Source organism: Pelagibius sp. (genome assembly GCF_965249265.1).
In the GTDB taxonomy this organism is placed as follows: Bacteria; Pseudomonadota; Alphaproteobacteria; order Kiloniellales; family Kiloniellaceae; genus Pelagibius.
This window is the reverse complement of record NZ_OZ252224.1, coordinates 1,035,132-1,047,219: the sequence shown is the minus strand read 5'-3', so window position 1 is coordinate 1,047,219 and position 12,088 is coordinate 1,035,132. Positions and strand designations below refer to the sequence as shown.

Here is a 12,088-nt window from a genome sequence, read left to right as displayed (position 1 = left end):
TGATCCTTGCTGCCGCCGGGTTTGAACTCTCGGATACAATATCTACCACAGCCTGACGGGTACATGCAGCCCCGGCCTTCGCTGCGGGCGCTTTAGTGAGCTTTGATCAGGGTGTCACCGGATCTGCCGCAAGGGCCGCAAGGGCCTCCGTTGCTGCGGCCTGGCAGGGTTCGATCACCGGCAGGCCGAGGGCGGCTGAAAGCTCGGCGGGATAACCGGTCATCCCGGCGCAGCCGAGGACCAGAACGTCGGCCCCGTCTGAGTCGCGCAGCTTGCGGCCCACCTCCAGCATCCGCCCGAAAGTCCTGTCGCGGTCCTGCAATTCCAACACACCGAGGTCGAGAGGCCGGCTTTCGGCGAAAGACCCTGCCAGTCCAAGCTCGGCGACGTAGCGGCGATGGCGGATCGTCGAAGCCTCCAGGATGGCGACGATACCGAAGCGCCGGCCGACCCCAAGCGCTTGATTAAAGGCGCTCTCCCCGATGCCGAACACCGGCTTTGCACTCTGTTCCCGTGCCGCCTTCAGGCCGGGATCGCTGAAGCAGGCGATCACCGAAACCTCCGCATCCTCATGCCTTAGCCGCGCGAGCAACGGCGGCACGACATCGCGGATGTGTTCTGCCGTCTCGATCCCCGGCGGTCCCTCTTCCAAGGTCACGCAGTCGATCTTTGGGCCGTCGGCACTCCGCAGCGGATCTACCGCCGCGCTGATGCCCTGGGTAACGGCCTCTGTCGAGTTGGGATTGATAATCACGATACGGCGGCTCATGGCTTGATCACTCCCGTGGTACGACCCGAAGCTTCATCGGCCTCTCGCCCTCAACATGCTCGATCACCACGGCGGTAGAATCATAACAAGCCTCGCCCTCGTCAAGCCCTGCCAGCTCAAAAGCGACCACACGGCCGCGGCTGACCTTGTAGAGTTCATGCTTGCCTTCCTCGACCAAGACAATGGTCTGAAGAGAGTCGTTGTCGACCCAGGGGATTGAAACACCAGCAAGCTTCGGGTCTCGCGCAACATCATAGTAGGGCGATACGAAGCAGACATAGTCCCAAGACACGTTCACCAGATCGGAGAAGACGAGGCGGGGTTTTTCCGCAGACAAGAGCGAAATGAGACCGACCAGGCGCGGTTCGGGATAGACCACGGCGGAACCCGGCCCCGCGCCGCTGAGAGCAGGCGTCTCCCTGCTGCGCTCATAGAAGTAATAGGACAGCCCGGCCGTCACCATCAGGATGGGAATCATCAGCAGGCGAAAGACCTGTTTCTTTGCCATGGCAAAGCTCCTTCATCGGACCCACCACCCCTCTTTATGTCTCTCCCAAGACCCTTCTGCCCCAAAGGACCGCACCGGGTCCAGCCCTTCCCGGCAAAACCCTATGATGTCAGCTTCCAGCTTACTCCAATTCGGCGTCTCAGGCCGCCAGACCCAGGGTCGACAGGCGCGCCTCGACCCTGTCAATAAGACGGCCCAATTCCGCCTGATCCTCCGGCGAGAGGCTCGGCCCGGGGGCACGAACCTTCGATGAGGCGATGGCGCCGCGCCGCTTCAGCACCTCCTTGCGAATGGCAAGGCCGAGGCCCGGCTGCAATTCGTGACGCACCAGGGGCAGGTAGGCATCGAAGAGGTCCTCAGCAGCGTCGACTTTACCGTCGGTAAAGAGGTCATAAACCCGCACCAGCATTTCCGGACAGGCGAAGCCGGTCATGGCGCCGTCGACGCCGCGCGCCAGTTCCTGCGGATAATGCAGCCCGCCGTTGCCGACAAGAATCGAAATGCGCCGCCGCCCGTCCGCCGCCGCGCTCTTGCGCAGCCCGGTGATCTTGGCGAGGCCGGGCGAATCCTCGTGCTTCAGCATCACCATCTGCGGGTGGCGGTCGATCAGTGTGTTGAGGCTGTCGACGGAAACAGGCACACCGGTGGTCTGCGGATAGTCCTGATAGACCAGCGGCACATCCGGGCCCAGCACCGCACAGACCTGACCGTAATAACTCAACAACTTGGCCTCGGTATTGAGGCCCGGCAGGGGCGCCACCATGACCCCGGCGGCGCCCCTGTCCATCGCCGTGTGGGCAAGGCGTGCCAGATTGTCGAGCCCGGGATTGCTGACCCCGACGATAACCGGCACCCGGCCGTCGACCCGCGCCATCACCCTGGAAAGAAAGTCGACCGATTCTTCCTGGGTCAGTTTCGGCGCCTCGCCCATGATGCCGAGAATGGTCATACCGTGAACCCCGGCGGCGAGATAGAAGTCCATCAGGCTGTCGGTGCTCGCCAAATCCAAGGCCCCGTCCGCGGTAAACGGTGTGGCGGCAATGATATAAACGCCCCTCGTTTCTTCTGAAATGCGCACAATCGCCCCCTCCTGCTGCCATGGTTCCGGCAGCAGGATTGAGGAGCAGACCGGCAACGTCAAGACCGGCTACGGAAAAGAAAAGAGGCGGCCCTCCGCAGAGGGCCGCCCTTTAAGTCTGGAGAGAGCGGAAAGGCACCCGCAGTCAGGCAGCCCGCGCGGTGCCGTTGACGGCTGCGGTCAAGGCCTGGTCGAGATCGGCCAGGATGTCGTCGATGTGTTCGATACCGACGGAAAGACGCAGATAACCCGGCGTCACCCCGGTGGCGAGGCGTTCTTCCGGTTTCAGTTGCTGGTGGGTGGTGCTGGCCGGATGGATCGCCAGGGTCCGTGTGTCGCCGATATTGGCAACGTGGTAGATCATCTGCAGCGAGTCGATGAAAAGGGCGCCGGTCTCTTCCGTTGCGTCCTTGATCTCGAAACCGACCAGACCGCCCTTGGCTTCCGGAAGGTATTTCTCGGTCCGTTCACTGCGGTCATCCGCGCTCATGCCGGGATAGATCACCTTCGCCACCCGCGCATCCTTTGCAAGATAGTCGGCCACCGCCTGCGCATTGCGGCAATGCTCGCGCATGCGCAGTGGAAGAGTCTCAAGGCCCTGAATGAAGTTGAAGGTATTGAAGGGGCTGAGCGACATGCCGAAGTCGCGCTGCAGGGTGCAGCGTGCCTTCACGATGTAGGCGACGGGGCCGAGTTCCTTGGTCGCTTCTGTCCAAACCGCACCGTGATAGCTCGGGTCCGGCTGGTTCAGCAAGGGGAAGCGCTCAGAGTGCTTCACCCAGTCGAAGGCGCCGCCGTCGATGATCACACCGCCGATGGAATTGCCGTGGCCGCCGATGTACTTGGTGCAGGAATGCACGACGATGTGAGCACCGTGGTCGAAAGGCCGGCAGATGATCGGGGAGGCCGTATTGTCCATGATGAGCGGCAGTCCGAACGCCTCCGCCAGGTCGGCGACCTCGCGGATCGGGAAGACCTGCAGCTTCGGATTGGGCAGGGTCTCGGCATAGTAGGCCCGGGTCCTGGCATCGGTGGCGCGGCTGAAGTTCTCCGGATCCGATGGATCGACAAAGCGCACCTCGATTCCCAAGGATTTCAAGGTGTTGGCGAAAAGGTTCCAGGTGCCGCCGTAGAGGTCCGTGGAGGAGACGATGTTGTCACCCGCCTGAGCGATGTTGAGAACCGACATGGTTGTCGCCGCCTGGCCGGAGCTGACGGCCAGGGCCGCAACCCCGCCTTCTACCGCGGCAATGCGCTGTTCGAAAGCATCGTTGGTCGGATTCATCAAGCGGGTATAGACGTTGCCCATCTCCGACAATTCGAAGAGCCGTGCGGCATGGGCCGAATCCTCGAACTGATAGGCCGTCGTCTGGTAGATCGGCACCGCCACCGCGTTGGTGGTCGGATCGGCACGATAGCCGGCATGAAGCGCCAGGGTTTCCGGGTTACTGCTCGTCATCCTCTATGAATCCTCTTCTGTCGTAAACTGTCGTCGAAAATCTCGGTTTGAAATCGAATTGCTCTGAACTCAGGCCACCATCGGATGACAGGAAGCAAAGCTGGCGGGCCGCTGCCAGTGCCCCTCCGCCACCTCCAAATGATGAACGATTGCCGTATTGACCGCCGCGGCATGCGTGATCGGCGCCATGTGGCCACCACCGAAAATCCGCGTCGTCGTAACCCGGTGATTCCCCTTGCCCGCAGCCTCGACCAGGAGGTCACAGAGCCGCCGCGTCACGGGCGGAGAGGCATCGCCGAAAACAATCTGAAGGGGCAGGTTCAGGCGCCCGACGTCGTCGATGCTCCAGTTCTCAGCAAAGGCGGCCTCGAAATTGCGCAATACCGATTTTGCCTGCAAGGCCAGGAACCGACGCTTTGCCGGATCCAGCCTCCGCCAGGTATCCTCGCCCGACCAGAAGTCGACGAAAGCCGCCATGCCATGACCCGGCCAGCCGGCGGCAACGGCGCCGCGAATCCGGTCGCGCAGGCCGACTATGTCGCGGTGGAGCCGTCTCTCGCAATCCCACATCGCCGGAACCACCGCCGGCGAGAGCAGATGAAACAGCACCGGCTCAATAAGCGTGAGACTGCGCACCCGCCGCGGCGCCAAGAGTGCCAGCTTCATTGCGACCGCGCCGCCGTAGGAGTGGCCCACGAGGTGAAACGGCCCGGCCGGCAAACCGGCATTTCGCAAGAGCCACTCGGCCTCCCGGGCCAAGTCCGCTGCCGTCATCAGCGGAGCCGACTCGCTGGCTTTGCCGTAGCCGGGCAGGTCCGGGGTAAGCACCGGGCGCTCCCAGCCCAAGTTCCGCGTTAGAGCTTTCCACTGCCCGCCGGAGGATGCGGAACTGTGCAGGGCCATGACCGGAAAGCGGCTGCGTTCCCGTCCCAAAAATGCCCAACTGCGCTCCTCCGGCGTCATCGATCTAGGCCGCCTGCTCGGTCTTGCAGGCGTGGCAGATCGCCTCGATATGGCGATGGTCGGTGCCGCAGCAGCCACCCAGCACCGTCATCTGCGCCATAAGGTCGCGCAGGCCGCGATACTGCTGGCCCAGTTCCTGCGGATTGCCGTCGTCCAATTCCTCCGCCTCGTCCAACTCGGCATGGCTGAGACGTGAGGCGTTGGCGCGCAGGCCCTTGATCCGCTTCACCCAGGATTCTCCTGCGCTCAGGCTGTCCTCGAAGTGGGAAGGATGAGCGCAGTTGATCATGAAGTAGGCAGGACCGTTCTGGGTCGCCGCATCCACTGCCTCGATCGCTTCGTGAAGGCTCTGCCCGGAAGGCAGGCGTCCGTCGGTCTCCACAGTGAAAGAGATCACCACCGGCATCCCCTCGGCCTGGGCCGCGCGGGTCAACCCGATCGCCTCCTCGACGTATGTCATGGTGATGGCCGTCACCATATCCGCTTCGCTCTCGGCGAAGGCGGCGACCTGCTTGCGGTGATAGGCTTCCGCCTCCAGCGCGGTCATCATCTCGCCCGGGTCGTAGCCGTCGCCGCGGGGGCCCACACAGCCGCTGATCACCATGGATGTGGCTGCGGTCTCCATCTCGTCGCGCAGAGCCGCCAGGAAAGTGATGGAGTCCTTGTTCACCTGAGCCATGTCGGACTCGGAATAGCCGAGCTTGGCGCCCCAATCTATTGACGCGCGCCAGGTCGGGCTTTCAAAAACGAAGCCGAGGCCGTTCGCCTTGGCGATGCCGGCATGGCGGGTGAAGTAGCGGCGCAGGGCATCGCGGCCCTCGCGTTTGTTCATCAGGTCGAAGGCGGCGAAGTAAGGCAGCTCAAAACCGTCGTGGAAAATCAGCGTCGTTTCGATGCCGCCGTCGGTCAGGAACAAGCCGCCCCCCAACTGTGGCAGTTGACCACGGTACTTCGCGGAGCGCGGGGTTTGAGTCTCTGTCATAGTGCCTTCCCAAATCCATAAACCGCAGGTTCAGACCTGCAATGGTGCGGGAGGCTAAGACTTGTCTATTTCCCGATGATTTCGCGCATTTGAAACAAAGGAAAAGAACCGCCGCCTAGGTGAAACACGCGCGGAACCCGGTGGTGCTCTACGTTTGCGGTTGTTTGAGGCCTTGCCGACCTTGGGATGCGCCTAGGTTAACCGCTCATCCTCGCGGGCCACGACGAAGAGCAAGCGGTCGATGTCGCCGTCATCGTCGGTAAAGGCGAATACGCCGCGGAACACGCGAACGAACTCACGGCCTTCACAGGGCAGGGGCGTGTGGGAGAACAATGGGCCGGAACCGGCCATCACCTGAGCAATCTCTGCCTGACGCTCGGCCACCGCCTGGGTCGAGAGGTTCTCGCCGAAGACTTTATCCTGGTATGTCTGGCCGAAAAGCTCGGTACAACCCGTACCGCAGATTGCGTAACACCAGGACCGCGCCAGCGCCGGATCTGCAGCGGTGTCGCGCTTCAGCAGCAGCACCCAGGGCAGAACATCCTTGTGCTCAGCCGGATCGAAGACAGACCAGGGCAGCGCCGTCCTGCCGTTGGCCGCCAAGGTCCAGAAGGCGGCGAAAACCGCCACGGGATGGGCCTTCGGCAGGTCCAATACACTGATCTGTTTCAAGGGCATTCTAAATCAATCTGGAGTTGCTTTGCATACTGGAATGTGATGCCCGATGGTAAAGATTTCATGAAAGGCAAAACGCCGCCCAAGGAGAGAATTCCCAGGCAACGCCCATCCAACGCAAAGCAAAGGCAAGATCCAACGGTTGGGCTCTGGCGGTCGCCTTACCGTCCTTTGACAAGGAATACTGGTCGAGAAAAGCCGGTCAGCCCATGTCCAGCCCGGACATTCGGCTGCGCATCAGCGCAGCGGCAACGACTTGCGCGGTTCCCGGCCGCAGGCCGATGGGATCGAGCAACGGGCCGGAAAAGGCGGCACTGGCCAGAGCCTGCGGCAGGTCGATCTCGACATGGCCGGCGCGACCGGCAAAAAGCGGCAGACAAAGCGCCGGCCCTTCGATCCGCGCTGCCTCGGCAAGAAACGGCTGTTCGTCGATGAAGCCGAGGTGAACATCTCGAAACAGGCCGGCCGCCTTGATCGATTCCGCAAGCCTTTCGGCGGCTTTCCGAGGCCTTGCGTCGGTCGGCGATCCATGGGCGGCCAGCAGCACCCTTGTTTCCCGCAGCGGCCAGCCTTCACGCCGGGCTGCCCGGTGCAGTTCTTCAAGACAGACTGCCGGCAGCACCGGATCGAGACCGAGAGGCGGCAACACCTGATATTCGCCCTCCCGGATCTCGCGGAGCCGCTGCGGTAGCTTGCTGCGAACAAACCAGCCATCGGCCATGAAAAACGGATAGATCAGCGGCTGCCCGTCGGAGAGGCCGTCCAACGCCGTCGCCAACCTGCCCTCGGCGGCAAGGGTCGCACCACGGATCTTCCAACCCGGCAGCCGGTCGGCCACCCGACGCGCCAGGCCTTGCACCGCCGCCTCCGGCCCCTCCGGCGCCGAAGGGGAGCCGTGCGAGACGATCACCGCCGAAGGACAGGCACCGGCAAGGGGCGCCGGTGCGCCTTCAGTGGCTGGTGCCGTCCGAGAAAGTAATCTTGTTCCAGACATTGTACTTTCCTGAAGGCTTGCGCATCGGCAGGCGGTTTACTTCCTCCAGTGTGGCGGCGTCGTAGACGATTACCGCCCCCTCCTCCTCCCAGACACTGACCAAGGCATGGCGGCCGCTGCGATCGAACTCGACGTGGGCAACGGTGGCGCCGGGGACGGGGCGGAGCGTCTTCACGATTTCCAGCGACTCCTTGTCAATGACATGGACCGCGTCCCGATTGGGACCGAAGAAAACGTCGGCCCAGACGTGATCGGCATTCTCGTGGCTGCGGAGGAAAAAGCCCGGACCCAGAGTCTCGATGGTTTCCACCACCTGCCAGTCCTCGATGTCGATGACTGACAACCGCGCCTCCTTCAGGTGCGGCGTCGCCATCACCCGGCGTCCTTGGTTGAACCAGGAGATGCCCGAGCCAAGGTGCGGCAGCCCCGGCAGGGGCAGATCGGCGATCTCGCGGCCGACATGCAGATTGACCACCACGCCCCGCGCACCGTCGCGCGAAGCACCGATCAGATGCCGGTAGTCGGGCGTAAAGAAAAAGTCATCGATCGGCTCGCTGACCTCGATCCGCCGCAGGGCAAAGAGGCCTTCGGAAGACGGCAGAGCTTCGACCATGCCCTTCTCATAACTGTGAACCTTGCCCTCGTAGACCGGCTCGGCCTCCGGATCGGTGGCGATCTCCCAGATCTCCGGCGCGTCTTTCAGCGCCAGTATGAAGCTGTCGCGCTGAGGTGCCTGATAAACGGCTGACACGCGCGAGGCCGCGCCGTCATTTGCCGCGACGTCGAAGACCCGTTCGACCGAGAGGTCATCGGTCGAGAGGATGGTCAGCGTCCGAGGCAGGTAATTGGCGACCGCCAGGTACCGGCCGTTTTTGGAGATCGCGATGTTGCGGCTGTTCAGCCCGGCCCGGATCCGCCCGACCTCGGCCAGACTCCAGAGATCGTACTTCTGCACCCAGCCGTCACGCGACATGATGAAAACGAAGCGCCCCTCGGGCGTGAATTTCGGCCCGCCATGCACGGCAAAAGGTGTCGGGAAGCGATCCATGACGGTGAAGCGGTCGCCATCGAGCACGGAGACGTGGTGATCGCCGGTTTCGACCACCAGGAAAACGTTCATGGGATCGGCATCGAAGACCGGCGCCGCAACAGGCTGATAGTCCGGGTCGACGGTGCGGCTCTCCGCGATCTGTTCAGGGCCCCAGGCGGGGGTTTCGCTCAGCGGCACCTTCACGTAATCGATGATCGCGGCGATTTCTTCTGCGCCCAGCGTCTCCCCAAAGGCCGGCATCTGGGTCGCCGCCCGGCCCTTGCCGATCACCGTTGCAAGTTTCGGCCCGCGCAACCGCTTCAGGGTTTCCGGGATCAGGGCCGGCCCCGTCCCGCCCAGGCGGTCAATGCCGTGACAGGCGGCACAGTGTTCGCGGTAAAGCTCTTCCGCGGGCGGCACCGGGTCCGCCGCCCCCAGACCTGCGAAGAAAATCAACGCGCTAGAGAAAGCGATGAAGCGGATCATGGCTTTTTCCCAGGAAAGGGGTCACCGTCAGGCGATCACCGCTTGCGACACCGATCTCGGAATCGCTCATGTAACAGGCCGGATCCTCGGCCCAGGGGTCGCCGGTCAGTTGCAGGGCGCGGATACGGGTGTTCCCGCCGCAGACATCCTTGTAGATGCAGGCACCGCAGCGCCCCTTCAGCGGACGCGGCCGGCGGCGAAGCTGGGCCAGCATCGGGTCCCGGCCGGTCCAGAGCTCGGAGAACTTACGCTCCTTCACGCTGCCGATGGTGTAGTCCGACCAGTAGGTGTCCGGATGCACACGGCCCTGCGGGTCGATGTTGGCGACACCGACACCGGAGGCATTACCGCCCCAGGCCGCCAAGTGCCTGCGCAGATGCGCGACTTTGTCGGCCGAGAAGTTCTCCTCCACCCAACGCAGAAAGTAGACGGCATCGGCATCGTTGTTGCCGGTGACGATATCGATCGGCATGTCCTCGGCTTCCGCGATCCAGGCCCGATCGATCAGAACATCCATGGCGTGCCGTGAGCGATGCCAGCTGGCATCAGCGCCCCGGTGCTTGTCTCCGCGCCCGGCATAGACCAGGTGGGACAGATAGAACTTGTCGACGCCCTCGTCATCGGCCAGAGCCAGCAGGTCGCGCAGTTGGTGGGCGTTATCCTGCGTAAGGGTGAAGCGGAGACCGACCTTGATGCCGCGCTTCTTGCAGGCGCGGACCCCCGCAAGCCCCTGATCGAACGCCCCCTCGCGGCCACGGAACCAGTCGTTGGTTTTGCCGATGCCGTCCAGGCTGATGCCGACATAGTCGAAACCGATCTCGGCCACGCGGTCTGCCTGCTCACCGATGATCTTTGTCCCGTTGCTCGACAATGCCAGATACATGCCCATTTCCCGAGCCCGCGCGGCAATCTGAAACAGATCGGCCCGGTCGAGCGGCTCTCCCCCCGAAAGAATCAGGGCCGGAATGTTGAAGCTTCCGAGGTCTTCCAGCACCGCCATCGCCTGTTCATGGCTCAGCTCTCCCGGAAAATCCCGGTCGGCGGAGACGGAGTAACAATGCCGGCACCGCAGGTTGCAGCGCCGCGTCAAATTCCAGATCACCACCGGCTTAACGGGATGACGCTTCGGACGCAGAGGCGTCGGCGCAACGAGCTGGCGCATGTAATGGGACAGGCGAAACATCAGCGCCCTCCTTTCCGGGTCAACCGCAAACCGGTCTTCTTCAAAATCCTTATCGAGTAGAGAACATCGCTGTCGCGACAGGCATCGCCGAGCAGCGCTGCGATCCCGGCGCGCTTTTCCTCAACCTCGTCTCGGTCGGCGCCATGGACCATGGCGAAGAGGTTGTAGGGCCAGAGCGGCAGGGCGCGCGGCCGCAGATAGCAATGAGACACATAATCCAGGGCACCAACGGCTGCTCCAAGGCGGCTCGCCTCGGCGTCCGCCACGTCCCAGACCGTCATCCCGTTTGCAACCATGCCCAGGGCATAATGATTGGGTGCGACGCCGATCCGTCGAACGACTCCGCGCGCCTGCAGCGCCGCCAGACGGCCGATCACCTCGCCCTCTTCAAGGCCAAGACTCGCGGCGATCTCCGCATAAGGTGCGGGAGTCAGGGGCAGACCCGACTGGGTTGCCTCGATGATCCGGCGGTCGTTGGCCGATATGCTCATGCCACCACCCTGAAGCCGATGAAGAACTCTTCCTCTTTCGGAAACCGAAAGACGGCAAGCCCGGTATCCGCTTCGATGGCACAGGCGGCTGCTTCGATTTCCCCCGGCGTCTCGGTCGCCAGCACGAACCACATGTTCAAGACGTGCGCACGCTCATAGTTATGCGCGACTTCAGCATGGGCATTGACCTTGGCCGCGACCGCATCGAATTCGGCGCCCGGCACGGCCATCGCGCAAAGACAAAAAGCGCCCCCCATGGCCGCCGCGTCGAAAAAAGGCCCGAAACGGGTAATGGCACCTATCTCGCGCAACATCCCGAGCCGGGCGATGAGCCCATTCTCACTGAGGCCGAGACGCTTGGCCGCCTCGGCATAAGGCCTCGAAGAAAGCGGGAAGCCTTCCTGCAGCAGATTGATGATCTGCCGGTCTGTCGCATCAAGTTTGAGCGGCTGTCTTCTCATGCGGCGGCTCCACTGGACGAGGCACCCCCGTTCGACGAGCTGACGAGGGCGCCGGTCTGCTTGAAACAACGGATACTGAAGAGCACCTGATGGGGAACTTCGGACAAGCCCACCTCGGCACAGGCACGGTCCAGCACTTCCATGGCTTCGGCGCGGCTGCGCGCGTGGATCATGCAATAGAGCGTGTAGGGCCAGACGCCCAGCACCGGGCGGCGCTGATAACAGAGAGTGACGCCGCGCACCGCGGTTAGAGCGGGGCCGACGCGATCGATGTCTTCCTCCGGCAGCTCCCAGACCACCATGGCGTTGGAGCGCCAGCCGAGTGCCCGGTGGCGCACGATGACGCCGATCCGCGATAGAATTCCGGCCGCCGAAAGAGCGGCGATGCGCGACAGAATTTCAGATTCCGGGCGCTCCAGCGCGGCGCTGAGCTCCGCATAGGGGCGCGAAACCAACGGCAAGCCATTGGAGAGCGCCTGCATGATCGGCCGGTCTTCGGGCAGCAGGACCCCGGCATCCACGGATTTGCGCGTTGTCGGCAGCCGGCCCGTTCCGTCCAGCGAGAACCCAAGATTGACGTTGAAAGGACGCAGCAGCGGCAGGTCGAGGACCTCCAGCCCGGTGTGCCGTCTGATGCGGTCCAGGGTCGCGTCGACATGGGCCCGGTCGGGGCCGGTGGCCACGAACCAGATGTTCCACTTGTTCTCGCGGAGATAGGAATGGTTCACGCCCGGCTCTGCGCCGATAGTCGCGGCCACGTCGTCGATCTGTAAATCCGGCACCGCCACGGCGGCCAGCGTGCTGGCCCCTGCGGTGTTGGGCCGGCAGGTTGCCCCGATACGGCTGATCGCCCCGGCCATGGAAAGTCGGCGCAGACGGTCGAGAACCTCCTCTTCGGCAAGGTCCAACTGTTGACCGATCACCTCAAAGGGACGCGGCACCAGGGGAAAACCGCGTTGCCAGCCGTCCAGCAGGGCGTGGTCGATAGGATCAAGGACCGGGCTCATGG

13 protein-coding genes are annotated in these 12,088 nt (G+C 63.2%); all 13 read right to left on the bottom strand.

Translation table 11 applies throughout. The features are described 5' to 3' along the window. Positions 1-106 precede the first annotated feature (106 nt). Positions 107-769, bottom strand: a complete 663-nt coding sequence (locus tag ACP146_RS05065; RefSeq protein WP_422365676.1) for an aspartate/glutamate racemase family protein — start codon at positions 767-769, stop codon at positions 107-109. A gap of 7 nt (positions 770-776) precedes the next feature. After that, positions 777-1,277: a hypothetical protein gene (locus tag ACP146_RS05060; protein ID WP_422365675.1), complete on the bottom strand. Its 501-nt coding sequence runs from the start codon at positions 1,275-1,277 to the stop codon at positions 777-779. Positions 1,278-1,416: 139 nt separating this feature from the next. Beyond that, positions 1,417-2,355 carry a dihydrodipicolinate synthase family protein gene (locus ACP146_RS05055; protein WP_422365674.1) on the bottom strand — a complete coding sequence of 313 codons (939 nt, stop codon included), beginning with the start codon at positions 2,353-2,355 and terminating at the stop codon, positions 1,417-1,419. Between the two features lie 145 nt (positions 2,356-2,500). Further along, complete coding sequence (locus tag ACP146_RS05050) at positions 2,501-3,814, bottom strand: O-acetylhomoserine aminocarboxypropyltransferase/cysteine synthase family protein (protein WP_422365673.1); 1,314 nt, start codon at positions 3,812-3,814, stop codon at positions 2,501-2,503. A 69-nt stretch (positions 3,815-3,883) separates the two neighbouring features. Next, on the bottom strand, positions 3,884-4,777 hold the full coding sequence (locus ACP146_RS05045; protein ID WP_422365672.1) for an alpha/beta fold hydrolase: 894 nt from the start codon (positions 4,775-4,777) through the stop codon (positions 3,884-3,886). A 4-nt stretch (positions 4,778-4,781) separates the two neighbouring features. Further along, positions 4,782-5,759, bottom strand: a complete 978-nt coding sequence (locus tag ACP146_RS05040) for a homocysteine S-methyltransferase family protein (RefSeq protein WP_422365671.1) — start codon at positions 5,757-5,759, stop codon at positions 4,782-4,784. Between the two features lie 192 nt (positions 5,760-5,951). Continuing rightward, positions 5,952-6,431, bottom strand: a complete 480-nt coding sequence (locus ACP146_RS05035) for a hypothetical protein (protein ID WP_425032262.1) — start codon at positions 6,429-6,431, stop codon at positions 5,952-5,954. Between the two features lie 205 nt (positions 6,432-6,636). Continuing rightward, positions 6,637-7,428, bottom strand: coding sequence for a sirohydrochlorin chelatase (locus tag ACP146_RS05030; RefSeq protein WP_422365669.1), 792 nt, complete (start codon positions 7,426-7,428; stop codon positions 6,637-6,639). Next, a complete protein-coding gene (locus ACP146_RS05025; RefSeq protein ID WP_422365668.1) occupies positions 7,385-8,944 on the bottom strand; it encodes a cytochrome D1 domain-containing protein in 1,560 nt (519 codons plus the stop codon). The genes ACP146_RS05030 and ACP146_RS05025 overlap by 44 nt, the downstream gene beginning before the upstream one ends. After that, positions 8,919-10,127, bottom strand: coding sequence for a heme d1 biosynthesis radical SAM protein NirJ (gene nirJ, locus ACP146_RS05020; RefSeq protein ID WP_422365667.1), 1,209 nt, complete (start codon positions 10,125-10,127; stop codon positions 8,919-8,921). The genes ACP146_RS05025 and nirJ overlap by 26 nt, the downstream gene beginning before the upstream one ends. Next, positions 10,127-10,618 (bottom strand): Lrp/AsnC family transcriptional regulator, encoded by a 492-nt coding sequence (locus ACP146_RS05015; protein WP_422365666.1) that lies wholly within the window; start codon positions 10,616-10,618, stop codon positions 10,127-10,129. Before ACP146_RS05015 ends, nirJ begins: the two co-directional genes overlap by 1 nt. Further along, positions 10,615-11,079 (bottom strand): Lrp/AsnC family transcriptional regulator, encoded by a 465-nt coding sequence (locus tag ACP146_RS05010; protein WP_422365665.1) that lies wholly within the window; start codon positions 11,077-11,079, stop codon positions 10,615-10,617. Before ACP146_RS05010 ends, ACP146_RS05015 begins: the two co-directional genes overlap by 4 nt. Then, entirely contained in the window at positions 11,076-12,086 is a 1,011-nt protein-coding gene (locus ACP146_RS05005; RefSeq protein WP_422365664.1) for a hypothetical protein, read from the bottom strand. Before ACP146_RS05005 ends, ACP146_RS05010 begins: the two co-directional genes overlap by 4 nt. Positions 12,087-12,088 lie beyond the last annotated feature (2 nt).